Below are 25145 nucleotides of genomic sequence, written 5' to 3' on the forward strand. Positions count from 1 at the left end.
AGAAATTCAAGGAAGGTGAAAAAAGTGAAAATAAAGGTCTTGACTATCTTTGGAACTAGACCTGAAGCAATAAAAATGGCTCCTTTAATAAAAGAGCTTGAGTTTCAGGAAAGTATACAAAGTATAGTATGTGTCACAGCACAACATAGACAGATGCTCGATCAAGTTTTAAAGACTTTCAATATAACACCTGACTATGATTTAAATATAATGAAAGATGGTCAAACTCTAACAGATATAACATCCAAAGCACTTTCTAACTTGGATAACGTAATGAAAGAGGTAGAACCAGATATTGTTTTAGTTCATGGGGATACAACAACTACTTTTGTAGGAAGTCTTTCTGCATTTTACAATAAGGCAATGGTGGGCCATGTGGAAGCTGGGCTTAGAACCAATAATAAATACTCACCCTTCCCGGAGGAAATAAATAGACAATTAACTGGAATACTAGCAGATATACATTTTGCTCCTACAGAGCATGCAAGAGAAAATCTTCTAAAAGAGGGTAAAGAAGCAAGTAAAATATTTGTTACTGGAAATACAGCAATAGATGCTTTAAAAACAACAGTAAGCAATAATTACCATCACGATGTACTAGAGAATTTAGGAAACGGTAGGATGATCTTGCTTACAGCACATAGAAGAGAAAATCTTGGAAAAAATATGTACGGTATGTTTAAAGCCATTAAAAGAATTGTAGATGAATTTGATGATGTCAAAGTAGTATACCCTGTTCATCTAAATCCAGTAGTCAGAAAAACTGCCAATGAAGTATTTGGCAACAATAAAAAAATACATCTAATCGAACCCTTAGATGTTCTAGATTTCCATAACTTTATGGATAAATCATATATCATTATGACGGATAGCGGAGGTATACAAGAGGAAGCTCCTTCCCTAGGCAAGCCGGTTTTAGTTTTGAGAGATACTACAGAAAGGCCTGAAGGGGTCGCTGCAGGTACATTAAAGTTAGCTGGTGTTGACGAAGATAAAATATATACTCTTGCCAAACAATTGTTAACCGATAAAGATGTGTACAGTAAAATGGCAAAGGCTTCAAATCCGTATGGTGATGGAAAAGCTAGTAAATATATAGTAAAACATGTTTTAGATTTATTTTAATCAAAAAAAGGGGATGTATCGAAGCAAATTCGATGCATCCCCTTTATACTTATAAAACCCTATCTTTTTTTAGGATTATAATAATTTTGATATTTAATATAATAGTTATCGTCGCTGTATTTCGACTTCATCTCTTTGTCACAACAATCATGCTCTTTGTGGCATTCATGTTCTTTATGGCATTCATGCTTTTTATGGCAATCGTGTTTTTTGTGGCAATCGCAATCCTTATGGCATTCATGCTCTTTATGACATTCATGCTTTTTATGGCAATCGTGCTTTTTGTGGCAATCGCAATCTTTATGGCAATCATGCTTTTTGTGGCAATCGCAATCTTTATGGCAATCATGCTTTTTGTGGTAATCGCAATCTTTATGGCAATCATGCTTTTTGTTGCAATCGTCATTATCATCGTGCTTTTTTGTAAATTTACACTTTTCATCACAGTTAATAATAAATCCAATTGCTATTTCTTTAAGTTTATCTATTAATTCTTCAAGTTCATCTAATTCTTTAGATAAATCGCAAATTAAACATTTACAGAAAGATGAAGATACTCCCTCAAGGTTGCAACAACTTTTGTGGCAGAATATGATTAATACAATTATTTTAGCTATTATAGCTAAAATTAAAAGTATTATTTGTAATAGTACGCAGAATAATTCACCTACTAATGACTCGCATTTATCATTACAGCTTACTTGTTTTATTGCATCAATTAAGCAACGAATAAGTTTTAAAGCTCTCTTCAATTCGTCTTTAAGATCACAATTTTCTATTAAACCACTCTCGATTATTTCTTCTAAAATTCTAGCGAGCTTACCTAAAATTCCATTATCCCTTTTATCACAATCGATACTAAGATTAAAATTCTCTTCAATTTCTCCTACAAGTTCAGCTGATTGCAGATTTCCTCCAACTAAAATATACTGAATTATACTCCATATATAACAAGGTGTCACTCTATATTGACCTTTTTGTACTTCTAAAGATTTTAATTTTTGTTGAGGTATTATGTCAACTAGTTTTATTAAATCAGCAGAGCAAGCTTCTAAATCATTTCTATAGTTATTTAAATTTTTTGTATTGTCCATTTATTCCACTCCTATATTTATATTAGGATAAATTTTTCTACCCTAATACAATATATTAAATTAACGAATTTTTGACACTAAAATACAAAATTTCTTATTAAAATACAAAATATAAACATATATCCATTAAATCTATAGAGGCTTAAGTGTTTTAACAATAGTTTTAACAACCATATCTTTCTCAATCTTATCATCCCATTCAAAATTTGGATATAAAATAAACCTAGGAATGAAATAACCTAATACATTTGTGATAATTATTCGAAAAGCAGTCATAGTCGGTATATCAATTATTTCACCTTTTTCTCTAAATTTATCAAAAGTACTTTCAATTTTATTATATCCGTACTCATAAAATAACGACTCGATTTCATCTCTAACATGTTTTTGTGACATGAACTCATTTACAAGTATTTTTAAAAGTGGTGTCTCTTTCTTTGCAAATTTAAATCTATCATCTACAATAGCTCTTATGAACATTTCAAATGTAACGTACTCTTTATTTAGTACGGATTCGGAAAACTCTTTGAAGAACTTGGGTGCCATAAATCTCATAAACGATGGAAATACAACTGCATCTAATAAACCTTTCTTTGTTTTATACTGTCTAAAAATACTTCCTTCTGCAACTCCTGCCCTTTGAGCAATCTCTGCTGTAGACACTTTTTCATATCCCTTTTCACTGATGAGTTCTATAGCTGCAATCAAAATATTTTGTTGTTTCTTAGTGAGTTTTCCATCCTTACTATTGTCATTTATAATATAATCTATCCAATTGCTCATATAATTACCTCTTTACCATATTCTATGTTTTTTAAGTGCAAATACATTTAATACACCAAAAACAAATGTAAATCCAAGCAAGACTAATAAGTCAGGTCCTACATCATAGAGTGAAGCACCGCGCGTCATTATATCTCTAAGCGCTTCACCAGCATATGTTAGGGGCATACATTTTGATAAGATCTGCAGTGCCTCTGCCATACCTCTTATAGGGAATATTCCAGCGAAAAATGCCTGCGGAACTATTACAATCGGTATAAATTGAACTACTTGTAGTTCATTATTAGCAAATGCAGATATAAACATTCCAAAACTAAGGGCACAGAGAGCAATTACTGTACTGATCACTAAAATCAAACCGAAATTACCTACATTGTATATTTTTAATACCCATATACTGTACGATGATATTATAGCGGACTGCAAAATAGTGAATACACCATATCCTATTAAATATCCTAAAACTACTTCATATCTTCTTATTGGTGTAGCCAATAGTCTCTCTAGAGTCCCTGTTGTACGCTCTCGTAAAAAGCTAACTCCAGAAATTAAAAATACAAAGAAAAATATAAAAAATCCGATTAACAATGGTCCTAAGTAGTCTAAAGTCTTCATATTACTCGATCCATAATAATTTTCTATATTAATTTTTGATCCCTGTTCATTTGCTAATGTATTCTTTACTGAACTTTGTACATCTTTAACTATCTGGGAATTTATAGAACTATCTGATCCATTTAATAAAACTCTCAAATTTGAATTATCCAATGATATATACGCATCCAAATCATTTTGCTTAAACTTATGCTCTGCTTCTTCTTTTCTCATAATAGTTATAGTATTATCATCTTTCATAGTTGAAAGTGCAGATTTAATCTTATCATTTTCCACCCCGATGTTCATACTAGCATCGTTATCAGTAAATACCAAGTTCATTAGGGTAAGTATAATTATTGGAGCAAATATTAGCAAGGCAAGTGTTCGTTTGTCTCTATAAAACTGTCTTATTATTCTAGTGACAATTGCATTAATTCTCATAAACACCACCTCCCAACTTCAAAAATACTTCTTCTAAATTACTGCATTTATTCATATATATTAATTCTTCTGGTGAACCAACAGATATACATCTTCCTTCCCTTATCATAGCTAAAGTATCGCAATTTTGCGCTTCATCCATGACATGAGTTGTTATAAGAATAGTTACACCAGATTCCTTTAAAGTTCTTAACTCTTCCCATATTTGTTTTCTTAAAAGTGGATCCATCCCTACTGTCGGTTCATCTAAAATAAGGAGTTTCGGCTGTTGCAATAGTGATATAGCAAGAGATAGCCTTCTCCTCATTCCCCCTGAATAATTCGATACTATTTTCTTTTTATCTTGATTCAAATTTACGATATTTAAAGATTCATCAATTCTTTCTGTCCACTTCCTCTTCGGTATCTTGTATAATCGGCAATAAAATTTCATATTTTCTTCAGCTGTTAAATCTGTATACAGTGCGTCTGCTTGTGCTGTGTATCCAATCTTTTCTATAACATCTATACTTGGAGATTTTTTATTCATAATAACTACTTCTCCATTTGACGGTGATTCCATGCCCATTATCAACCTTATCAGAGTTGTCTTTCCTGCTCCAGACGGACCTAGTAATCCAAATATTTCTCCCTCTCTTATATCAAAAGAAACGTCTTTTAACACTTTGTGTTTTTTATAACTTTTTGAAACATTTTTTATTTCGATACAGAATGCATAACTCACTTAATCATCTCCTAAATTTATAAAATGAGTGTTTACTCACTTTTATTTTATCAATTATTTTTTCTATATTCAATTCGATATGCGTAAACACTTCTTTATAACACAAAAAGCCATATATTACTTATAACTTAGTAATATATGGCTTTTTTAAACATTAATTATACGATATTCAAATTACATCCTGACTAGCTTTTGTAATCAAAATTATACAATACTAAAAACACTAATCAACAAAACATATTCGTATCTTTATTATAATATCTTATTATAAAGATATTTTAGGAGGATTTTATGAAATACTATATAAGAGTTGAAGAAAATGTTAGAATTTTCGCAGAAGACTTAAATCCCACTGGAGAAAAAACCTTATTTTTCATACATGGGTGGCCGCAAAACCATAAAGTATTTGAATATCAGATAAATAAACTTATAAGTTTAGGTTTTAGATGTGTTGCAATAGATCTTAGAGGATTTGGTAATTCAGATAGCCCTACCAGCGGATATGATTATAATAGAATGGCAGATGATATAAAAATAGTAATTGATACACTAAAATTAGACAGAATTACTATGATTGGTCACTCTATGGGAGGTGCTATAGCTGTCAGATACATGTCTAGACACAGAAACTATGGAGTTGCTAAATTAATATTAATCGGAGCTGCGTCTCCAAAATGGACGCAGGGAGAGAATTGGAATTATGGATTTACAACTGAACAAGTAGACGATATGATAAATCAATTATACAATGATAGACCAAGAGCTATTAGGATATTTTCCGAAATGTTCTTTTTTCAATATATCAGCACACCACTTGCAGAATGGTTCTCTGCGATATCCCTTTCAGGAAATAGCTGGCCTACAATAAGTACTTTAGAGTCGCTTAGAGATGAAGTTGAATTTGAAGATCTTAAAAAAATATATGTGCCAACGTTGATACTACATGGCACTCACGACCAAATATGCCCGTTCGAATTTGCTGAATATATGAAGCAAGCTATTCCGGATGCAACACTTATTCCACTTACAGTAAGCGGCCATGGAGCTTTTTATGAACAGAGAGACCTTGTTACGCAAGAAATAATAGACTTCACGAATGAATATAAAATAATGCCTAGATTCATATAAATAATTTTTTGCTTTATTGTATTTTGTAATGATATTTGGTAAAATTAAATTATAATAATTTAATTGGTGATGGCGTTCACCATAACTATCATAAAAAGATTGATGACGCCTACTTAAATATTAGGACTCTTGTGCCTTTATTTAAGTAGGCGTTTTTTTATAGTTAAAAAACAAATGCGGGGTGAGTTTATGGATTTAAAATTAAGAGAATTTATAATTGAATCAAAATCAATCGCGATTTATCTAATAAAATGGATTCTAATTTCCATTGTAGTAGGACTATTTGTTGGATCAGTATCTGCATTTTTTTTAGTAAGTCTAAATATTGTTACTGTAATACAGAACAACTATAAATGGCTACTATTTCTATTGCCATTTGGTGGTGCCTTAGTATCGTATTTTTATAAAAGATTCGGAAAAAATGCTATTAAAGGCAACAATTTAATTATTGAACAGGCCAATGGAAAAGAAGAAAATGTACCGCTTAGGATGGTTCCTCTTACACTCTCTGGAACACTTATAACTCATTTGTTTGGAGGGTCAGCTGGGCGAGAAGGAACTGCGGTTCAAATGGGTGGAGCAATCGCTGAATTTATAGGTAAAATATTTAAACTGGATAAACTAGATAGAAAAATAATTATTATATGCGGAATAAGTGCGGGATTTAGCTCAGTGTTTGGAACTCCTTTAGCTGGCACAATATTTGGTCTTGAAGTTCTATCCCTTGGATTAATAAGACATGATGCCCTTGTTCCTAGCTTTTTTTCAGCGTTTTTCGCAAATATCGTTACACTTAGCTATGGGGTTACTCATTCTCACTACAATATTGGAGTAATTCCAAATCTAAGTGCATATTTAATTATAAAACTTATTATAGCTGGTGTAGCTTTTGGATTGGTGGGACTCATTTTTAGTAAATCTTTTGTAATTATAAAAAATTTTTATACAAAACATATGCCAAATACAATTTTAAGATCATTTGTCGGAGGTTCAGTGGTTATTCTTCTTGTCTTTTTAGTTGGAGCAAGAGACTACCTTGGTCTTAGCCTATCACTTTTAGAGCAGGCTTTTAATGGAACAGTACATCCGTTAACTTTTTTATTTAAGTTAATTTTTACTGCATTTACTTTAGGGGGCGGATTTCAGGGTGGTGAAGTAACTCCTCTATTTATAATTGGAGCAACGCTAGGGTCAACTCTTTCAACTATTTTAGTAATTCCAACTGCTTTTCTTGCAGCTCTTGGCTTTATTGGAGTTTTTACTGGAGCTACAAATACACCTATAACATGTTTTATAATGGGAATAGAACTCTTTGGATCTGATGCAGCGGTTTATCTATTTTTAGTGTGTGTAGTAAGCTATCTTTGTTCTGGAAATACTGGGATATACTCCTCACAAAAAATAGGAACTAAAAAAGGCTCAACAACATTTAATGATGAACCTGAAAATGAAAAATTTTAATTGGTAGTTTTTATGAAGACAAGATTAATTCTTGTCTTCAATTTTATCTAGCTTCTTATTGTATAAAAACATATAAAACGATGCAATGAATACTATTATATAACCGATTATACTGAGAATATCTGGAAATTGATTAAATAGTACAATGCTTAGTATCGCTGAAAAAATAATATTCGTGTAGTCAAATATTGAAATTTCCTTAGCCGGTGCATATTTGTATGCTAATGTAATACCGAACTGACCTAAACTTGCAAAAACCCCTGCTAAAAGTAAATATATTAGCTGTAATAAAGTCATAGATTTATAAACAAATATAAATGCTGGAAAAGTTGTGACCAATGAAAAAACTGAAAAGAAAAATACAATAGTATAATACTCTTCTCTATCTCTTAAAACCCTTAGACAAGTATATGCAGCACCTGCAAACAATGCTCCTAAAATAGCTACAATATAGGGCACTAAATCTATCGAAAATGTCGGTTTTATTATAAACAATGAACCTATAAAAGCTACTATTAAAGATGTAATCTGCTTTGCATTAATCTTTTCCTTTAAAAATAGCGCGCTTAGAATTATGACCAGAAACGGACTTAATTTATTTATCATATTTGCATCTGACAAAACCAAATTATCAATAGCGTAAAAACTGAAAATAACTCCTAGCGTACCGAAAAGAGATCTATAAATAAGGATCTTTCTGTTTTCTTTTTTTCCAGTCATTCTTCCTTTATGTTTCATTATTAAATACAGAGCTACTGTAGCTGAAACCAAGTTTCTAAAAAATACTTTTTGAAAATTTGGTAAATCACCTGCAAGCTTTACAAACGCAGACATTAATGCAAAACCTAAGGCTGAAGCTGTAATAAAAATAATTCCCTTTACTCTATCTGATTTGATTATATCTATCATAGAATTATCCACATCCTTTCATAATTATATAGTTTTTTCATTTTATAAATATTGATCAACTATATAATCTAAAAATATTTTTATCTAAGTAGTATTATAAGCTAATTTCAAGATACTAGCTAATGTTTGATATTCATAAGTCCTAACTTAATACTTATACCCTGATTTAAATAAATTACACACTTTTTAGAAAACTCGTTATTGACAATAATTATTTTATAATTTATCCTCATATTAAGGACATATTTAGGTTATGACCTTAACTTACAGGAAATCGTATTCAATGGGAGATTTAATTTCCTAAAATTATTAAGTTCGGGAGGAGAAAATGGAAAATAGCAAAAAATACTTCATCAATGCATTTTTAACATGCGCAGTAATCGTTATTGTCTGTGAGTTTATCGGACAAAGAAATATTGGTATAGGTGCATTTACTATGGCATTATTTCCAATGCTTTATGCCGTTTTAATTGGACTATTTATAACACCAGATCTTCTAGGCAAAAAAATACCTGCTCTAAAAAAAGTTATTAATGAGAAAGAAATCAATATTGCCGGAGATGTAGTTGGTATCGCCCTAGTCATGCTAGGTATTAAATATGGAACAACAGTCGGCCCTAATATCCAAAATATAATACAAGCTGGTCCAGCATTTATAGCTCAAGAGTTTGGTCATATACTAGCTCCAATTGTTGCACTACCACTGGCTCTATTATTTGGTATGAAAAGAGAAGCCGTTGGTGCTACAGCAAGTATTAGTCGTGAGCCGTCTCTAGGAGTTATTTCTGAAAAATATGGGATTAATTCTCCCGAGGGAAGCGGTGTCCTAGGGACTTACCTAATGGGTACAGTTTTAGGAACTATATATTTTAGCTTCTTAGGATCGGTATCTATATACAGCGGACTTCATCCTTATGCACTAGGAATGGCTTGTGGGGTTGGTAGTGGTAGTATGATGACGGCAGCGTCTGCATCACTTTCAGCTATGCTTCCGAAGTCAATGGAACAAACTATACTATCATACGCTGCTACAAGTAATATGATGTCAAGTATAACAGGAATAATATTTTTAGTATTTGTATCACTGCCATTTACTAATTTCATGTACGCGAAATTAGAACCGATTATTGGAAGAAAGAAAAAAAAACGAAAAGTAGAGGAAGGTGAATAAACATGTTTGGAAAAATAGATCTTAAAAGAAGCTCTTATCAACTACTTGTTATGTCTTGTGTAGGAGCAATAATACTACTTGGACAAAAAATAAGCCTTGGTACTCCTATAATTAAGGCTTTGCCAGGTATGCTTATGATAATTGTTGCTGCAATGGCCTCTATGATATTAAAAGACTTATTCCCTAAATCAATATTTCCTGCCTTTGGATTTGCAACTATACTAGGTTTATTACTTAGTATGCCATACAGTCCAACAGCAAAGATTTTTTTAGAAAATACAGATAATGTAAACTTTATGGCTATAACTACTCCATTGCTTGCTTTCGCAGGTATATCAGTAGGTAATAAAATAGAGCAACTAAAAGAAATGTCATGGAAAATCGTTGTAATATCGCTATTAGTGTTTACAACAATATTCTTCGCTTGTGCATCTATAGCACATATTGTTTTAAAACTTCAAGGGAGAATATAAAAATATTTTGGAGGTAATGCAATATGAACAAAGATCAAATTAAATCATTAGTCATCAAAGCTATTGATGACAATAAAGATAAAATAACTGAGATAAGTCGCGGTATCTACCAAAACCCTGAATTTGGTTACAAAGAATTTAAGACTACAGAATCTGTCTCAAAGTTCTTAGAAGAAGAATTAAAATTAGATGTAGAAAAAAATATAGCTGTTACAGGATGTAAGGCAACTGTAAATAATGAGAAAACTGGTCCACATATCTCTATTCTCGGTGAATTAGATGGAATTTCATGCAAAGATCATAAAGATGCCAATGAATTGGGAGCATCTCACACTTGTGGTCACAATAATCAAATAGCTGGAATGCTTGGTGCTGCTGTTGGACTTATAAAAAGTGGCGTTCTAGATTCTTTAGATGGTAAAATAACTTTTATGGCAACTCCTGCTGAAGAATTTATTGAATTAGAATACAGACAGCAGTTAAAAGATAAAGGTGAAATAACTTACTTTGGAGGTAAGCAAGAGCTAGTTAAGAAAGGCTATTTTGATGATATAGATATGTCTATGATGTTTCACTCTTCTGACTTAAATGGTGATATGGCATTAGTAGGCCCCGAAAGTAACGGGTTTATCGGTAAGAAAGTACAGTTTATAGGAAAAGAATCTCATGCTGGATCCGCACCACATGAAGGTATTAATGCACTTAATGCAGCAATGCTTGCTATAAATAACGTGAATGCGCTTAGAGAAACATTCCAAGAGAAAGAGAGAGTAAGATTCCATCCAATTATAACTAAAGGTGGAGATATAGTTAATGTAGTTCCTGCTGATGTACATATGGAGTCATATGTAAGAGCAAGAACAATAGAAGGTATGATTGATGCAAGCGAGAAAGTGAATAGAGCTTTAAAAGCTGGTGGATATGCTGTAGGGGCTGATGTTAAAATCACTGAATTACCTGGCTATTTACCTATAATAAGATACCATGAATTTGATAACTTATTTAGAGACAATTTAATTGAATGCGGTGTTGATGGCAATAAAATAGTAGAAGGTGGAGACTTCACTGGATCATTCGATTTCGGTGACATTTCTCATCTTATGCCTACACTTCATCCAATGGTTGCAGGTGTAAAAGGTGCTCTACATACAAGAGAATATGAAATCATTGATGAAGACCTTGCATATATAGTTCCTGCAAAAGCTATGGCTCTAACAGTTGTAGACCTTTTATTTGATAACGCTAAGGGGGCTAATAATATACTCGCAAACTTTAATCCTACAATGACTAAAGATGAGTATCTAGAGTTTTTATCTAAATACGATAAAACTATATAAAAATAATAAATAAATGACAATCTAAATTACATTTTAATAATAATCTTAAATGAGAGCTCAAATTGATTATCAATTTGAGCTCTCATTATTTTAAATCTTTGATAAATTAAAATGAAATCTCTATTAGATGTCTTGGCCTTCCTACGCCGTTACTACTCTCTTTTGCATAGATCCTTCCATAATTCGCTGAGACAATTTTATTGAGTATACGTCTAGCGCTTCTCTCACTTATATTCAAGTAATCTGCGAATTCTTTAGAATCATAAACATTACTCTGCCTTGTTTTATTTAAAGACATAATTTTTGATATTGACTCACAGCTTAAACTTGTTTTTTCAGATATTTGAAGTATATTTTTATCAGCTGAGACCAAAGAGTAACTAAGTTGATTCTTAGATTTCAATGGTCCTTTAATGTTTTCTTTTTCATCGATTAAAAAAATCTCTTTCTCGCTCGAATCCTCACACCTTTTTATAGATTTATAAGCATGTGCTTCAGCTTGATATGCTGTAAGACCTATTCCAATTCCGATACATAATACAAACCCCATTGATTTTATATCTTTTTTTAGATCAAATAACATACTGTAGTTATCAATATTTTCGACTGCACCCTTATGCACAAATACAACATATTCATCACGTCCAAACTTAAATATTGAACCTTGTAATTCTCTTACATACTCGATCACCTTTTTATCTATTTCAGCCATTTTAAGCATATCTGAATAATACTTTTCTTTTTCATCACCGTAATCAATCAACCTCAGTACTTCAACTGCTATTTGTGAGTTTTTAGCCTTCTTTAATTTATAACTGCTATTTATTTTTTCATAACTGGACTTTATTGCAGGTACAGTAGCTTGCAGCCTGTATACTGGATATCCAAGATTTTTTAATTCATTGTACACTCCACCAAATCCAGTAAACATTATATCTGTTTTTTTATTTTCGTACAGATCAATATGCCATTTGACGTACTCATCCTCATGACAATCACTAGAAAATGGTTTTGAATACACTCTATCAAGATCTATGTCTAGCTCAGTCAAAGTATCAACTAGCTCTTCTTGCTCTACTACATCTAAACTCATTTTATTATATTCAATACCGCTGTTTTTTACTTGCCACAGAGCTTTAGTAATGCTTGTCCCACCTCTTGAAACAAATGAGTGCGGTTTGTTTAACTCAAATTTTTCATTGACAGCCTCATATACACCACAACCTGTAAAAATAAACGCATCGCATTCCTTATCACATATCTCCATAACTTCAATAGCTTGATGAACTTTTTCTCTTATATATAAATTTATCTTCAATCCTAAATCTAATTTGTTAAGACATTCTTTTATCTTCATACTAGAATCTTCAGGGCCTACAACACCTAATATCATTCTTAATACCTCCTATACACCACACTATTATTATCACTTAATATAACAAAGATTACAACACTATTATGATTAGTATTGCATAAACTTAGACATAAACTTAATATGCTTGACAAATTCTTATGAAATTGATATTTTATAATAGTTATACGACTGACGGAAGTGGATTTAACCACATGAAGTATAACTATTATTAGCCGACCGTCTGGGCAAATACCTAGATTGAGTGGCTTTTTTTATGCAATTATTTATGAATATTTTTTATAGGAGGAAATTTTATTAATGAAGAAATACAATATTAAAAGAATGGTAATTGTTGGGCTTTTAATCGCTATGCAGATAATATTATCTCGATTCTTATCAATTAGTACACCGATAGTAAGAATAGGCTTTTCATTTTTACCTATTGCGATATTAGGTATTTTATATGGTCCATTATATGCTGGCTTGGGATCAGCTATAGGAGATGTTATAGGTACTGTTCTATTTGGTCCTGCTTCAATCTTCCCAGGCTTCACATTATCGGCATTTTTAACAGGTGTAGTTTATGGAGTACTACTGCATAATAAACAAAAAAAATTATGGAGGGTATGTTTAGCCGTAGCTATCATAAATATCTTTATAAGCTTATTACTAGGAACTTTTTGGCTTTCAATATTAACAGGTAAAGGATATATAGCGCTTCTTCCTACAAAAATCATTCAAAATGTAGCAATGTTCCCAGTTAAAGTTATTACAATTTGGGTAGTTGCTTACAGAGTATTAAATATTGAGTCTCAAAATAAAGTGGCTTTACAGTAACAACTAAATTCAATATAGATTATAACCGAATATTATTTACTTTATAAAGTAAAAAACTCATCGATTCTAGGTGATTTGTAGTAACGACAAAGAAGTATATTACAAACTATCAAGTATCGATGAGTTATCTTTATATATTATTAAATATTAAAATTTTAAATTAATTATTTTATTTAATCGATTTTAAAACTATGAAATTATTTTTAATGCGATTACACTTAAAAGGATCACGCAAATAAATAGTATTCTCCATGCCGATTTAGACTCTTTAAAAAATATTATTCCCATCAAAGCTCCACCAAAAGAACCAATCCCAGTCCAAATTGCATATGCGGTAGCCATAGGTAGGTATTTCATTACATAACTTAATAGTGTAAAACTACTTGTAAAAGACAAAATTAATAACAAAAGATTTTTTTTATTCTTCTCTTCTTTTAATTTGCCCATCATTGTTACTCCAAGCATTTCAAAGATACCTGATGTAACAAGCGCTAACCAGTACATTATTCATCAATCTCCTTTCTCTTTCGGATATCCTCTTCAATCTTAAGTCCTATTACTCCTACTAAAAGAGTCGCTGTAAATAATATTTTTAATGGTACTACTGGCTGACCAAAAATAAATATTTCAGACAAAGTACTTCCAAAAGTACCTAACCCGACAAAAACAGAGTATGCTGTCCCTACTGGAAGCTCTTTCGATGCATTTATTAAAAAATAAAAACTTCCGAAAATGGCAATAGCAGTAACTAAATACTCAAAAACATTTGTTGAATGTTTTAAACCTATCACCCAACCTACTTCAAATATTGCTCCTATAATAATTTTCCCCCACGGATTAATTTTCATTGTAAGTGACCTCCTTATAATAATACGCAAAACAAAAAAGCCTTGAGAGTTTATTTGTATATAACTTACTCCCAGGCTTTTGTCCTTCCGTGTACAAACATAGTTTGCGATTTCTCTCGGACCAGGCTTTGCTATTGTTATGTAACAACAAACGGAACCCTAGAAATCTTTAATATCATTGTAATATATCACAAAATAAAATAGCGGTCAATATTATGTTATAAATTCTATAAATCATCAATTTTATCGTTAATATTTTATCAATATTTTATCTAATTATTCTACAACATTGGATTATACAGCCTTCCAGATATATTTTTTATATTTTTAATAAATCATAAATAATTCAGCTTTTTATTGATAAAAAATAGACAATGATTTTGTCCTAAATTTGTTCAAATACCCTTGTTTTTTGTACCTTTTTGTGTAAAATATATACTTAAGATGCAAATTTATTTTTAAAGTATGTCAATCAATTATTTGGGTGGTGAAAATATTTGCAAAAGAAAAAAATAATTATTATAGGAAGTGGTATTGCTGGAATCATGGCTGCAAACCTACTAAAAGATAAATTCATTGTTACTATTTTAACAAAACAAAAAATTAATGATTCCAATTCTATGTTAGCACAAGGTGGTATTGCTGTTGCCCTAGATAAAAGTGATTCATGTGCAAATCATTATGAAGATTCAATGATCGCGGGATGTTTTTACAACGATAAAGAAGCTCTTAGATGTTTAGTGACAAAAGGCCCTGAGGTACTACAAAGTCTAATTGATTTAGGTCTCGAATTCGATAAGAATTTAGATGGAAGCTTTTCTTATGGTCTTGAAGGAGCTCATAAAATACCTCGCATTCTACACATTGGAGGAGATAAAACTGGTAAGAAGATGACTGAGTTTATTTTTAATGAACTAGAAGATGTAATAATATGTGAAAACACTACAGTTGTCGAGATTCTTTCCAAAGATAAAAGATGTTTTGGGGTAAAATTATTAGATGCAAACGATAATGTAAAATGTTTGTATTCAGATTATGTAATTCTTGCAACTGGTGGTATAGGGCGACTTTTTCCTCTTACAACTAATGTCGAAACAGTAACAGGAGATGGTATTGCTATGGCACAAAGAGCTGGATGTGAATTAAAAGATATGGAATTTATTCAATTCCACCCTACTCTACTATCTATTGACGATAACTGTTATGGATTGATATCCGAAGCAGTTCGGGGCGAAGGTGCCTTTCTTGTAAGAAATGATGGTAGTAAAATTATGAAAGGTAAACATAAATATGAAGACCTTGCTCCTAGGGATATCGTAAGTAGGGAAATTACTAAGGAAATTCAATTGGGTGAAAAGGTTTTCTTGGATATATCTAATATACCAAATTTTATCGATCGATTTCCGGCTATTACTGAGAATCTTAAAAAGCATGGAATACCATTTGAACAAACTAAAAGAATACCAGTCCATCCAGGAGCTCACTTTTTTATGGGTGGCATTAAAACTGATTTAAATGGTGAAACATCTGTAAAAAATTTATTTGCCCTTGGAGAAACGTCTTGTACAGGTGTTCATGGCGCAAATAGATTGGCAAGTAATTCTCTTTTAGAAGCTATAGTATTTGCAGATTCTGCATCTAAAGCAATTATTAGTAGAGTCGATGAAAAAGCAGCTAAAGTTGACTTAGATTCAAATATAGAAATTGCTGTAGATTCCGAAAAAATACAAAAGAACTTAAAAGATAATATCCCAAAGCTTCCTGAATTACAAGAATTACAAAAAAAAGCGTGGAATAGTATAGGCATCAATAGATCTGAAGAAAACATTAATAAATTTTTGGTATGGCTTTCTAGTTATGATTTTTACTCTCCTCTACCTGATAAATATTTAAGTAGAGATCGTTTTGAATGTCAAAATCTATGTCTAGTTGCCAATTTAGTTGCAAAATCAGCATTAAACAGAAAAGAAAGCCTAGGTGCTCACTACTTAACGAAAGGAACTATTGAGAATGAATTTACTTTTGGCAAAGAAAAAAATTGAAGAGTATTTATTAGAAGATATAGGAACAGGAGATCTATCGACAGACTCTATTTTTAGTGAAAATGATGTAGATAATGGAGCTTTTATTGCAAAGCAAGATGGAATTATATGTGGACTAGAAATTCCAAATCTAGTATATGAACTACTAGGTGGAAAAGTAATATTTACCCCAAATAAAACCGATGGTGATATTGTAAAAGCTGGTGAAATTATAGGTACAGCATCTGGCTCTATAAAATCAATGTTGACCGGTGAAAGAGTAATTTTAAATTTGATGCAAAGAATGAGCGGTATAGCTACAATTACAGATTTAGCAGTAAATACTTTAGATGATCCTAAAATAAAAATTTGCGATACACGTAAAACTGCTCCAGGCTTAAGAATCTTTGACAAATATTCTGTACGCATGGGTGGAGGATATAACCATAGAGTCGGCCTTTACGATGGGGTGATGCTTAAAGACAATCATATAGCATATGCAGGAGGAATTGAAAAAGCAGTAGAAATGGCAAGAAATAAAATTGGTCATATGGTAAAAATCGAAGTAGAAGTTGAAACACTTGATCAAGTTAAACAAGCTGTGCACGCAGGTGCTGACATAATAATGTTCGACAATAGAACTCCAGATGAAATCAAAGAGTTTGCTAAACATGTTCCCTCTAATATTACTACTGAAATATCCGGGGGTATAAATCTTCAAAATATTAATTCTTATAAAGGAACTAATGCTGACTATATTTCGCTTGGGTTTTTAACTCACTCGATTAAAGCACTCGATATTAGTTTTAATAATACAAAAGGAGAAAAGGTATGGGGACTGTAAAATTGCCAACAGAAAATGTACTACCGCAATACTATTTAGAAGCTTCTAACGATGAATTAACTCAAAAAATCGTAGAAGCAAAAAAAGCACTAGGAGATAAGCTTTTAATATTATCACACCACTATCAGAAAGACGAAGTCGTTAAATTTGCAGATGAAACCGGAGACTCTCTTCAATTAGCCCAAATCGCCTCAAAGAATAAAAAGGCTGAATATATTGTATTTTGTGGCGTCCATTTTATGGCGGAGACAGCAGACATGTTGACAGAAGATTTTCAAAAGATCATACTACCAGACTTAGACGCTGGTTGCACAATGGCAGACATGGTAGAATACAAGGATCTAGAAGTTGCATGGGAAAAATTGACCGATGTTTTTGGTGAAATCCTACCTCTTACATATATCAATTCAACAGCAGCTGTAAAAGCTTTTGTTGGTAAGCACGGAGGGGCCACAGTAACTTCTGGCAATGCAGAAAAAATAATTACCTGGGCTTTAGATCAAGGTAAAAGAGTGCTTTTTGTTCCAGACCAGCACTTGGGTAGAAATGTATCAAATAGTCTTGGAATAAAATTAGAAGAGATGGCAACTTGGGATTTTATATCAAACAAATTGGAATACGATAGTGACTTAGAAAACTGTAAAGTTATTTTATGGGATGGATATTGTGCGGTACACCAGCAATTTACTCCAGAGCATGTTATCACGATAAGAAAAAATCATCCAAATATAAATATTATTGTACACTCAGAATGCTCACATGATGTAGTAAAGCTTTCTGATTCCCATGGATCTACCAATAATATATTAAATGCAGTAGAAAATGCCGCACCTGGAACAAGCTGGGCTATTGGAACGGATAATAACCTTGTTAATAGAATAATCGCAAAATATCCTGACAAAAATATTTATTCGCTAAACCCTATATCATGTCCGTGTGCTACAATGAATAGAATTGAACTTCCACATTTGGCATGGGCTATAGACAATATTTTAAATTCTAACATAAAAAATCAAATTGTCGTAGAGGATAAAATTAAAGTTCCTGCTTTAAAAGCTTTAGATAAAATGTTATCCCTAAGTTAATCTGTTTTGTTACATTAAGAGAGATGATTTTATTAGTATACTAATAAAATCATCTCTCTATTTGCAATAATCTAAATTAAATTTTTTAAATTTGAGTTGTACTTTTGTACTACTTTTTGTATGTCTTTAGACTTCATAACGGTAGACATAACAGCGAAGTCATCACTGTATTCCATAACCTCACATACATTTGTAGGTAGTATTCCTCCTAAAGCCACGATTTTTAGATCAGTAATTTTCTTGCTATCTTTTAATAACCTTAATCCTTTAGGTTCCAGTCCCTTTTTACAATCAGTTTCGAAAATATGAGACAAAGTTACATATCCTATATTTAATTTAGTCTTATCTACAATCTGATTTAACTTTTCTATCTCATTTAAACTGTGAAGTGATAGACCCAAAATTTTTTTATTGTCTATTATTTTATTAAAATTATATCCACTTTTAAGGAGTTCCAAAAACTTTATAAATGGTAGGTGTAGACCTTCAAAATCTAATTTTTCAAATAGATTCAAATTGCTGTTGATTATAAAATTAGTATTTGTCGGACCTAATGACTTTTTAATATCTATGTATAAGCTTTCTAACTCATCATCTGGCAAATCTTTTTCTCTTATAATTACGTTTCCTACTCCACATCTTGATGCTTCTATTACAACCTCTAAATATCTTTCTCTACTACAAAAACTTCTGTTGGTTATAAGGTACATTAAAATCTCTCCCAATCTTTAAATACATATTGGTAACCAATAGATTTTAACATCTTTCCTACTTCTTCAACTGAACAGTCTTCTTCTATTTCAAATTGAGCAGTATCATGTTCGTCTTGCGAATGACCACCGACATCTGTAGTAACACCAGCACTTAATTTTGTTACCCCTAATGGCATTAAATGTTTTCTAAACTCGAGATTCTCCCTTGTAGATACATTTAGCGCCGCATGAGGGTCAAATATTCTCATACAAGTCATAACTTGAAATAAATCAGAATCACTAACCTCTACTACACTATCAAAACTACCTTTAAAAGGTTTAATTCTAGGCCCCGAATATGATAGTTCTATGTGTGAATACTTATCCTTCAAATATTCTCCATGTAGTATTGTAAAAAAGGCATCTTTCCTAAAATCGTTAAGCCCTAAAAGAGCGCCTACAGATAGGCTTCTCATTCCAGCTTTAGCACCTCTTTCTGGAGCATCTAATCTATATCTATAATCTGCTTTAGGCCCTTTTAAATGAACCTTGTTATATATATCTTCATCATATGTCTCTTGATATACGGTCAATCCATCGGCGCCTTTATAAACTAGATGCTTGTATCCATCTATATCCATAGGATATACCTCTATACCTATTGATGGAAACTTTTTAGATAAAAGATGAACAGCTTCTCCTATGTACTCGATACTTGAATGAAATTCACTCTCTCCGGTTAAAACAAGTATATGTTTAAATCCTTTATCGGCTATAGCATTACCTTCTCTTTCAATTTCATCTAAATTTAATTTTTTTCTTTTAATTCCACTTTTTATATTGTATCCACAGTATACACATTCATTTATACAGTAGTTTGCAATATACATAGGCGTGTATAAGCACACTGTTTTTCCCATATACTGCATAGCTAAACGATTTGCCTTTTGTGCCATAACTTCTAAATGTAATTTTGCTTTAGGAGATAAAAGATTTAAAAGGTCAAAATGATCTAATTTATCTTTATCTAAGCTTCTAAGAACATCTGAGTCAGTAACGCTATCAAAATATCCGCCAAAGTCAAAGTCTCTGTACTCATCTATTACTTCATAAAAACTCATATTTCCCATCCTCCCCAATATTGATACATTAAAACTATTCTACAAGCTATATGCTGGTAGCTCTATCTCTATTGCTTTACTAAGCTTCTGTTAAAAATCCTGTAAGTGGTGATGATGCATTTGCAAATTCTGAAACTGCGCCCGTCTTAGCAAGATAAGCTTCTCTTCCACCTTCCACTGCTAATTTAAAAGCTCTTGCCATTTTTGTGGGGTCACTTGCTGATGCAATAGCAGTATTAACCAAGACTGCTGATGCTCCCATCTCCATAGCCTCCATAGCTTGGGATGGTTTTCCGATTCCAGCATCAACTATTATTGGAATATCTAACTCTGATATCATAATTTTAATCATTTCTTTCATTTGAAGACCTCTATTTGATCCTATTGGTGCACCAAGTGGCATAACAGCAGCTGCTCCTGCATCTATAAGCCTTCTCCCTGCATATAAATCAGGGGACATGTAAGGAAACACTATAAAACCTTCATCAGCTAGTATTTTTGTAGCTTTTATAGTTTCTTCATTGTCTGGAAGCAAATATCTAGTATCTGATATAACTTCTATTTTTATAAAATCTCCACACCCCATTTTTCTAGAAATTCTAGCTATTCTAACTGCTTCATTCGCATTTGTAGCTCCTGATGTATTTGGAAGAATTGTCATATCCTTTGGTATATATGTAAGAATGTTTTCTTTTTCATTATCTAAATCTACTCTTCTTAAAGCCATTGTAATCATCTCACTGCCACTTGCATTTATAACATCCGGTATAATATCATTTGACCCATATTTACCTGTTCCTACAAATAGCCTACTATTAAATACGCGACCGCCTAAAGTTAATCTATCCATATTTGCCTCCTATATATTATTTATTAATTTTATCTACGAGTATCTGTACAGCTAAATTTGCCATGTGATTTGCACATATGGCTACCCTTGGCGCCATTAACCCTTCACCAGGCCTAGCTTCATTTATAAAATCACCTGATATATAAAACTTGTCTCTAATCTTTTTAGTCATTATTGTGTTTGAGTCACTATAACCTGCCATTCCAGACGAAGCTATTAGGTATTTTTCTTTTATATTTTTTAAAACGTAATTGCACAATTCAGCTTTGTACTTAGGATCATCGAATGCTTCAATTACTATGTCAACTCCATCTTCACTTAAAAAACTATTACAGCTGTGATAGCCCAATGTATCCTTATTTACAACCATATTTAAAGTTTTAACATCAATAAAAGGATTTATTCTATCTATATTTTCACTCAAAGCTTGAGTCTTGTATTTTCCGATATCGTCTATATAATACTGCTGTCTATTTAAATTAGAAGGTTCTACAACATCATAATCAACCAGAACTAAGTTGCCTACACCTATTCTAGCAAGAGAGATAGCTATGTTCGACCCCAATCCACCAAGACCCAATACCGCAATGCTACCCTTTTTTAATTTACCGTGTATATTTGGTGTGTGCCTTGCTATCATTAGGCTTTCAAGTTCGTCATAATTTGGGATTACTCCCTTTTGTATTAGAGTTACTCTATCTCCAGCCTTTAGAATTATATCTTCTTTTATTGGAAATCCATTCAGTACAAAGACATCACTTTGTTTATTGTAAATATCACGTAAAGCATAGGCGCTAATGTTATCTTCAACAGATTTTAAGTTCTCATTTATGTAAATATTCATTTAACCCCCACCAACAAAGCTTATTATCTCAACTATATCCTCTTTATTTATTATGTAATTGTTGTAATCCTCTTCGTCTAAGATAATATGATTGACCTCTATAACCACTTTATTTTTATCGAGTTTGTAATTATCTAAAAGGTCTAAAACGTTACTACCTTCTTTTAACTCAACGTCTTTTCCATTTACTTTCATAAGCTTCACCTCCCATTTTTATAAAATATATTTTTAATAAACTTTCGTTGAATTCAAATCCTATATTAAGCTAAACTCCTCATCGTTTAATATCTTTTTAACTGTTCTCATAGAGCACATCTTTCCACACATTGTACAGCTATCTTCATGAGTCGGAGTAGATTCCTCTCTGTATCTTCTTGCTTTTTCAGGATCAATTGCTAGATTAAACATTTCGTTCCAATCTAAATCCGCTCTTGCCTTACTCATTTTATTGTCCCAATCTCTGGCTCCTTTTACATTTTTGGCTATATCACCAGCATGTGCAGCTATCTTAGTAGCTATAATACCTTCTTTCATATCTTCAAGATTTGGTAATCTCAGATGTTCAGCAGGAGTTACGTAACATAAAAAATCAACTCCCTTAGCACTTGCAACTGCCCCACCAATCGCACTAGTAATATGATCATAACCTGGGGCAATATCAGTTACTAAAGGACCTAGTACATAAAATGGTGCCTCATGACATAGCCTTTTTTCTAAAATTACATTAGCCTCTATTTCATCTATTGACATATGACCTGGTCCTTCTATCATAACTTGAACATTTCTTTCCCAAGCTCTTTTAGTAAGTTCTCCTAAATTAATAAGTTCCTGTATTTGAACAGTATCAGTGGAATCTGCTATAGATCCAGGTCTACATGCATCACCTAAGCTAAGAGTCACATCATATTCTTCGCAAATATCTAATATCTTATCAAAATTAGTATATATAGGATTCTCCTTGTCGTTTAATTCCATCCATGCAAATAAAAGTGAACCACCTCTTGAAACAATATGTGTTAGTCTCTGATGGTTTCTAATTTTCTTACAAACATCTCTTGTAAGTCCCGCATGTATTGTTATAAAATCGACTCCATCTATAGCATGTTGTTCTATAACTTTTAAAAATTCTTCTTCTGTAATATCTTTAAGTTCTTTATCTAAATATCCAATTGCATCGTACATAGGTACAGATCCAATCATAGCTGGTGACAACTCAACCACTTTTTCTCTAAACTCTCTAGTCTTACCGTAATTACTTAGATCCATTATTGCTTCAGCTTTCATTTCAATAGCAGTTCTTACTTTTTCAAGCTCTACTTCTACATCTTTACAATCTCTAGATATCCCTAAATTAACATTTATTTTAGTTCTCAGATTTTTGCCAACACCCTCTGCACTAAGAGATTTATGATTTTTATTTGCTGGTATTACTATTTGGCCCTTTGCCATAAGTTCCATAAGAACTTTTATATCCAACTGTTCTTTTTCAGCTACTACCTCCATCTCTTTTGTTATTATTCCTTTTTTAGCTGCATCCATTTGAGTTGTGTAATTCATGTTTTTTCCTCCATTTTTTGTTTTTTTGTAATAAAAAAGTGCTTATCCTTGTTAAGGTAAGCACTTGTATACTCTAAATTAGCCGATATATCTAAACTCCTAGTATATAAACAATTTTAATACTAGTATGTTAATTTAGATAAATCTATATAAAGTCTATTGAGCTTCCCTTCGCAAGCATTATCTTGATCAGGTTATTAGGGTTTGTAAGTTGCGGCTTTTTCTCTCAGCTAGCCAATTCTAGCGCCCCTAGCTATTCGTCTTGTTCTTATTTGATTTTTATAGGTTAAGTTTAGCACATTAAAATTATTAATTCAATAAAATAATTTTTAATTATACTAATTTTGATCTTTTAATAAATCACGGATTTCTTTTAAATACTCCTCTACTTGATTTACCTCAGGCTCTTCCTCAATTTCAACTTCAACTTCTTTTTTCTTTATAAGAGAAGTTGAAACTTTAATAAATATAAATACAGAAAATGCAATTATTAGAAAATCAACTACAGATTGAATAAATACTCCGTATTTAATTGTAGCGCTTCCTACCACTACTGATAAACTAGTAAAGTCTAGTCCTCCAAGTAAAACACCTACTAGCGGCATTATAATATTATCGACAAGAGAAGATACTATTTTTCCAAAAGCTCCCCCTATTACAACCCCAACAGCAAGATCTAAAACATTTCCTTTTAGTGCAAATTCTTTAAATTCGCGCATCATTTGCTTCATTTTGTACCTCCATTAATTATAAACATATAATAGCTTTTTATGGATATTATAACATAATAAGTATATTTCTTATTCTACACTAAAATGACACCAATTCCATACAAAAATTGATAATTTAATTATTTCAAAATATATAATTAAGATCAATTAAAAGAAATTTTGAAAAAATGGACAAAAAAATAAAATTTGGAATCTACCAAATTTTAGTTGCTTTAATAAATATTTTTTTAAAACCATAACAAAAAACTATATTATGTTTATAAATGTCTCCCCTTGTGCTTTAATAACATTTTTATCAACTTGTGATGTATTTTCTTCAATCTTTAAAAATTTAGGCTTTCTTTCTTCGTACACACATATATATTCAAATCCTAAGTACTTTAAAATATCATGTACTTTATCAAAATCACGACATAAATCAGTTGACCTATGTGCATCTGAACCTATCGTTATTAACTCTCCACCTATTTCCTTGTATCTTTTTAATACCTCTATTGTCGGATGGAATGAATCAACTTTGTATCGAAAGCCTGAGGTATTTATTTCTATACCTTTTCCCGCATACAAAATCTCTTTTAATACCTCATCCAATACATCTTTATAATCTTCATAAATGTATTTGTTTTTTCTATAATCTCCATATCTTCTTACATAATCTAAATGCCCATATATATCGAAATTTTTAAATTCCTTTACGGTTTTTATAATACTTTCAAAATATTTTGTATAAGCCTCACGCTGAGTCAACTTCTCAAAATATTCATTTTTGCTAACAGCCTTATTATCTATTGTATGTGTTGAACACAATACGAAATCAAATGGGTATGAATTTACAACATTATCTATTTCATCTTTAATATGACTTTGGTATCCAACTTCTACTCCCGCAAATATGTTAATTTTAGCTTTATATTTTTCCTTGCATTCAAGTATTTTTATAAAGTAGTTATTAAAATCTAAACTAAATTTATTATTGTCGTACTCTAAATGATCTGTTATTGTTATATACTTTACTCCTAAATCTATAGCTCTTTCTACAATTTTATAAATATGATCCTTTCCATCAATTGAAAAACGTGTATGCACATGGCTATCTGATCTAATTAACATTTATAAAC

26 protein-coding genes and 4 riboswitches are annotated in these 25145 nt (G+C 31.6%); of the genes, 10 read left to right on the forward strand and 16 right to left on the reverse strand.

Annotation, left to right across the window (positions count from 1 at the left end; all coding sequences use genetic code 11):
- Positions 1 to 24: 24 nt before the first annotated feature.
- Positions 25 to 1125, forward strand: coding sequence for a non-hydrolyzing UDP-N-acetylglucosamine 2-epimerase (wecB, locus tag KQI18_RS08735; protein ID WP_216467409.1), 1101 nt, complete (start codon positions 25 to 27; stop codon positions 1123 to 1125).
- Positions 1126 to 1184: 59 nt separating this feature from the next.
- Here the strand turns inward: wecB and KQI18_RS08740 are convergent, their stop codons facing one another.
- The 4 genes from KQI18_RS08740 to KQI18_RS08755 all read right to left on the reverse strand — a co-directional run bounded on the left by KQI18_RS08740 (position 1185) and on the right by KQI18_RS08755 (position 4764).
- Positions 1185 to 2219, reverse strand: coding sequence for a hypothetical protein (locus KQI18_RS08740; protein WP_216467410.1), 1035 nt, complete (start codon positions 2217 to 2219; stop codon positions 1185 to 1187).
- Between the two features lie 132 nt (positions 2220 to 2351).
- Positions 2352 to 3002 (reverse strand): TetR/AcrR family transcriptional regulator, encoded by a 651-nt coding sequence (locus KQI18_RS08745; protein WP_216467411.1) that lies wholly within the window; start codon positions 3000 to 3002, stop codon positions 2352 to 2354.
- 12 nt (positions 3003 to 3014) lie between these two features.
- Positions 3015 to 4040 (reverse strand): ABC transporter permease, encoded by a 1026-nt coding sequence (locus KQI18_RS08750; protein ID WP_216467412.1) that lies wholly within the window; start codon positions 4038 to 4040, stop codon positions 3015 to 3017.
- Positions 4030 to 4764, reverse strand: coding sequence for an ABC transporter ATP-binding protein (locus tag KQI18_RS08755; RefSeq protein ID WP_216467413.1), 735 nt, complete (start codon positions 4762 to 4764; stop codon positions 4030 to 4032). Before KQI18_RS08755 ends, KQI18_RS08750 begins: the two co-directional genes overlap by 11 nt.
- Positions 4765 to 5055: 291 nt before the next feature.
- On the opposite strand from KQI18_RS08755, the gene KQI18_RS08760 reads away from it, so the two are divergent.
- Positions 5056 to 5892, forward strand: coding sequence for an alpha/beta fold hydrolase (locus KQI18_RS08760; RefSeq protein ID WP_216467414.1), 837 nt, complete (start codon positions 5056 to 5058; stop codon positions 5890 to 5892).
- 56 nt (positions 5893 to 5948) lie between these two features.
- Positions 5949 to 6011, forward strand: a riboswitch (Fluoride riboswitch).
- Between the two features lie 70 nt (positions 6012 to 6081).
- Entirely contained in the window at positions 6082 to 7353 is a 1272-nt protein-coding gene (locus KQI18_RS08765; RefSeq protein WP_216467415.1) for a voltage-gated chloride channel family protein, read from the forward strand.
- 24 nt (positions 7354 to 7377) lie between these two features.
- Here KQI18_RS08765 and KQI18_RS08770 read toward each other — a convergent pair whose 3' ends face one another.
- The gene (locus tag KQI18_RS08770) at positions 7378 to 8262 is read right to left on the reverse strand and encodes a DMT family transporter (protein ID WP_216467416.1); all 885 of its coding nucleotides are present in this window, start codon (positions 8260 to 8262) and stop codon (positions 7378 to 7380) included.
- Positions 8263 to 8590: 328 nt separating this feature from the next.
- On the opposite strand from KQI18_RS08770, the gene KQI18_RS08775 reads away from it, so the two are divergent.
- From KQI18_RS08775 to KQI18_RS08785, 3 genes are read left to right on the forward strand one after another with little or no spacing between them, the layout of a single operon-like run.
- A complete protein-coding gene (locus tag KQI18_RS08775) occupies positions 8591 to 9433 on the forward strand; it encodes a DUF3100 domain-containing protein (protein ID WP_216467417.1) in 843 nt (280 codons plus the stop codon).
- A gap of 2 nt (positions 9434 to 9435) precedes the next feature.
- Complete coding sequence (locus KQI18_RS08780; protein ID WP_216467418.1) at positions 9436 to 9906, forward strand: hypothetical protein; 471 nt, start codon at positions 9436 to 9438, stop codon at positions 9904 to 9906.
- 23 nt (positions 9907 to 9929) lie between these two features.
- Positions 9930 to 11243, forward strand: coding sequence for an amidohydrolase (locus tag KQI18_RS08785; protein WP_216467419.1), 1314 nt, complete (start codon positions 9930 to 9932; stop codon positions 11241 to 11243).
- Between the two features lie 106 nt (positions 11244 to 11349).
- Here the strand turns inward: KQI18_RS08785 and KQI18_RS08790 are convergent, their stop codons facing one another.
- Positions 11350 to 12636 (reverse strand): transcriptional regulator, encoded by a 1287-nt coding sequence (locus KQI18_RS08790; RefSeq protein ID WP_216467420.1) that lies wholly within the window; start codon positions 12634 to 12636, stop codon positions 11350 to 11352.
- 136 nt (positions 12637 to 12772) lie between these two features.
- Positions 12773 to 12851, forward strand: a riboswitch (ZMP/ZTP riboswitch).
- Positions 12852 to 12915: 64 nt separating this feature from the next.
- Here KQI18_RS08790 and KQI18_RS08795 point away from each other — a divergent pair.
- Positions 12916 to 13434: a folate family ECF transporter S component gene (locus KQI18_RS08795; RefSeq protein ID WP_216467421.1), complete on the forward strand. Its 519-nt coding sequence runs from the start codon at positions 12916 to 12918 to the stop codon at positions 13432 to 13434.
- 189 nt (positions 13435 to 13623) lie between these two features.
- On the opposite strand, the gene KQI18_RS08800 is transcribed toward KQI18_RS08795, so the two are convergent.
- Both KQI18_RS08800 and KQI18_RS08805 read right to left on the reverse strand, forming a co-directional pair.
- The gene (locus KQI18_RS08800; protein WP_236887712.1) at positions 13624 to 13938 is read right to left on the reverse strand and encodes a DMT family transporter; all 315 of its coding nucleotides are present in this window, start codon (positions 13936 to 13938) and stop codon (positions 13624 to 13626) included.
- Positions 13938 to 14282, reverse strand: a complete 345-nt coding sequence (locus KQI18_RS08805) for a DMT family transporter (RefSeq protein ID WP_216467422.1) — start codon at positions 14280 to 14282, stop codon at positions 13938 to 13940. Before KQI18_RS08805 ends, KQI18_RS08800 begins: the two co-directional genes overlap by 1 nt.
- 66 nt (positions 14283 to 14348) lie before the next feature.
- A riboswitch (guanidine-I (ykkC/yxkD leader) is annotated at positions 14349 to 14456 on the reverse strand.
- A gap of 323 nt (positions 14457 to 14779) precedes the next feature.
- Here KQI18_RS08805 and nadB point away from each other — a divergent pair.
- From nadB to nadA, 3 genes are read left to right on the forward strand one after another with little or no spacing between them, the layout of a single operon-like run.
- Positions 14780 to 16324, forward strand: coding sequence for an L-aspartate oxidase (gene nadB, locus KQI18_RS08810; protein WP_216467423.1), 1545 nt, complete (start codon positions 14780 to 14782; stop codon positions 16322 to 16324).
- Positions 16293 to 17147 (forward strand): carboxylating nicotinate-nucleotide diphosphorylase, encoded by an 855-nt coding sequence (gene nadC, locus KQI18_RS08815; RefSeq protein ID WP_216467424.1) that lies wholly within the window; start codon positions 16293 to 16295, stop codon positions 17145 to 17147. The genes nadB and nadC overlap by 32 nt, the downstream gene beginning before the upstream one ends.
- Positions 17135 to 18232, forward strand: a complete 1098-nt coding sequence (gene nadA / locus KQI18_RS08820; protein ID WP_216467425.1) for a quinolinate synthase NadA — start codon at positions 17135 to 17137, stop codon at positions 18230 to 18232. The genes nadC and nadA overlap by 13 nt, the downstream gene beginning before the upstream one ends.
- A gap of 71 nt (positions 18233 to 18303) precedes the next feature.
- Here nadA and KQI18_RS08825 read toward each other — a convergent pair whose 3' ends face one another.
- The 8 genes from KQI18_RS08825 to KQI18_RS08860 form a co-directional block, all read right to left on the reverse strand.
- Complete coding sequence (locus tag KQI18_RS08825) at positions 18304 to 18942, reverse strand: thiamine phosphate synthase (RefSeq protein WP_216467426.1); 639 nt, start codon at positions 18940 to 18942, stop codon at positions 18304 to 18306.
- Entirely contained in the window at positions 18942 to 20045 is a 1104-nt protein-coding gene (gene thiH, locus KQI18_RS08830; RefSeq protein ID WP_216467427.1) for a 2-iminoacetate synthase ThiH, read from the reverse strand. The genes KQI18_RS08825 and thiH overlap by 1 nt, the downstream gene beginning before the upstream one ends.
- A gap of 79 nt (positions 20046 to 20124) precedes the next feature.
- Entirely contained in the window at positions 20125 to 20895 is a 771-nt protein-coding gene (locus tag KQI18_RS08835; protein WP_216467428.1) for a thiazole synthase, read from the reverse strand.
- A gap of 16 nt (positions 20896 to 20911) precedes the next feature.
- Complete coding sequence (thiF, locus tag KQI18_RS08840; protein WP_216467429.1) at positions 20912 to 21739, reverse strand: sulfur carrier protein ThiS adenylyltransferase ThiF; 828 nt, start codon at positions 21737 to 21739, stop codon at positions 20912 to 20914.
- Positions 21740 to 21934 (reverse strand): sulfur carrier protein ThiS, encoded by a 195-nt coding sequence (thiS, locus tag KQI18_RS08845; protein WP_216467430.1) that lies wholly within the window; start codon positions 21932 to 21934, stop codon positions 21740 to 21742.
- Positions 21935 to 21994: 60 nt separating this feature from the next.
- Positions 21995 to 23296 (reverse strand): phosphomethylpyrimidine synthase ThiC, encoded by a 1302-nt coding sequence (gene thiC / locus KQI18_RS08850; protein WP_216467431.1) that lies wholly within the window; start codon positions 23294 to 23296, stop codon positions 21995 to 21997.
- Positions 23297 to 23445: 149 nt separating this feature from the next.
- Positions 23446 to 23557, reverse strand: a riboswitch (TPP riboswitch).
- A gap of 77 nt (positions 23558 to 23634) precedes the next feature.
- Positions 23635 to 24018, reverse strand: coding sequence for a large conductance mechanosensitive channel protein MscL (mscL, locus tag KQI18_RS08855; RefSeq protein WP_216467566.1), 384 nt, complete (start codon positions 24016 to 24018; stop codon positions 23635 to 23637).
- Between the two features lie 255 nt (positions 24019 to 24273).
- Positions 24274 to 25137: a histidinol-phosphatase HisJ family protein gene (locus tag KQI18_RS08860; protein WP_216467432.1), complete on the reverse strand. Its 864-nt coding sequence runs from the start codon at positions 25135 to 25137 to the stop codon at positions 24274 to 24276.
- Positions 25138 to 25145 lie beyond the last annotated feature (8 nt).

The sequence above is a fragment of the Metaclostridioides mangenotii genome, from assembly GCF_018917235.1.
In the GTDB taxonomy this organism is placed as follows: Bacteria; Bacillota; Clostridia; order Peptostreptococcales; family Peptostreptococcaceae; genus Metaclostridioides.

Excerpts from the sequence above, each read along its gene's own strand:
- thiF (WP_216467429.1), bottom strand. The coding sequence starts at position 21,739 with ATGAATATTTACATAAATGAGAACTTAAAATCTGTTGAAGATAACATT.
- KQI18_RS08780 (WP_216467418.1), top strand. The coding sequence starts at position 9,436 with ATGTTTGGAAAAATAGATCTTAAAAGAAGCTCTTATCAACTACTTGTT.
- nadC (WP_216467424.1), top strand. The coding sequence starts at position 16,293 with ATGAATTTACTTTTGGCAAAGAAAAAAATTGAAGAGTATTTATTAGAA.
- nadA (WP_216467425.1), top strand. The coding sequence starts at position 17,135 with ATGGGGACTGTAAAATTGCCAACAGAAAATGTACTACCGCAATACTAT.
- KQI18_RS08825 (WP_216467426.1), bottom strand. The coding sequence starts at position 18,942 with ATGTACCTTATAACCAACAGAAGTTTTTGTAGTAGAGAAAGATATTTA.
- KQI18_RS08785 (WP_216467419.1), top strand. The coding sequence starts at position 9,930 with ATGAACAAAGATCAAATTAAATCATTAGTCATCAAAGCTATTGATGAC.
- KQI18_RS08745 (WP_216467411.1), bottom strand. The coding sequence starts at position 3,002 with ATGAGCAATTGGATAGATTATATTATAAATGACAATAGTAAGGATGGA.
- KQI18_RS08770 (WP_216467416.1), bottom strand. The coding sequence starts at position 8,262 with ATGATAGATATAATCAAATCAGATAGAGTAAAGGGAATTATTTTTATT.
- KQI18_RS08775 (WP_216467417.1), top strand. The coding sequence starts at position 8,591 with ATGGAAAATAGCAAAAAATACTTCATCAATGCATTTTTAACATGCGCA.
- KQI18_RS08860 (WP_216467432.1), bottom strand. The coding sequence starts at position 25,137 with ATGTTAATTAGATCAGATAGCCATGTGCATACACGTTTTTCAATTGAT.
- KQI18_RS08800 (WP_236887712.1), bottom strand. The coding sequence starts at position 13,938 with ATGTACTGGTTAGCGCTTGTTACATCAGGTATCTTTGAAATGCTTGGA.
- KQI18_RS08765 (WP_216467415.1), top strand. The coding sequence starts at position 6,082 with ATGGATTTAAAATTAAGAGAATTTATAATTGAATCAAAATCAATCGCG.
- KQI18_RS08750 (WP_216467412.1), bottom strand. The coding sequence starts at position 4,040 with ATGAGAATTAATGCAATTGTCACTAGAATAATAAGACAGTTTTATAGA.
- thiH (WP_216467427.1), bottom strand. The coding sequence starts at position 20,045 with ATGAGTTTTTATGAAGTAATAGATGAGTACAGAGACTTTGACTTTGGC.
- thiS (WP_216467430.1), bottom strand. The coding sequence starts at position 21,934 with ATGAAAGTAAATGGAAAAGACGTTGAGTTAAAAGAAGGTAGTAACGTT.
- thiC (WP_216467431.1), bottom strand. The coding sequence starts at position 23,296 with ATGAATTACACAACTCAAATGGATGCAGCTAAAAAAGGAATAATAACA.
- KQI18_RS08760 (WP_216467414.1), top strand. The coding sequence starts at position 5,056 with ATGAAATACTATATAAGAGTTGAAGAAAATGTTAGAATTTTCGCAGAA.
- mscL (WP_216467566.1), bottom strand. The coding sequence starts at position 24,018 with ATGATGCGCGAATTTAAAGAATTTGCACTAAAAGGAAATGTTTTAGAT.
- KQI18_RS08790 (WP_216467420.1), bottom strand. The coding sequence starts at position 12,636 with ATGATATTAGGTGTTGTAGGCCCTGAAGATTCTAGTATGAAGATAAAA.
- KQI18_RS08805 (WP_216467422.1), bottom strand. The coding sequence starts at position 14,282 with ATGAAAATTAATCCGTGGGGGAAAATTATTATAGGAGCAATATTTGAA.
- KQI18_RS08835 (WP_216467428.1), bottom strand. The coding sequence starts at position 20,895 with ATGGATAGATTAACTTTAGGCGGTCGCGTATTTAATAGTAGGCTATTT.
- KQI18_RS08740 (WP_216467410.1), bottom strand. The coding sequence starts at position 2,219 with ATGGACAATACAAAAAATTTAAATAACTATAGAAATGATTTAGAAGCT.
- KQI18_RS08795 (WP_216467421.1), top strand. The coding sequence starts at position 12,916 with ATGAAGAAATACAATATTAAAAGAATGGTAATTGTTGGGCTTTTAATC.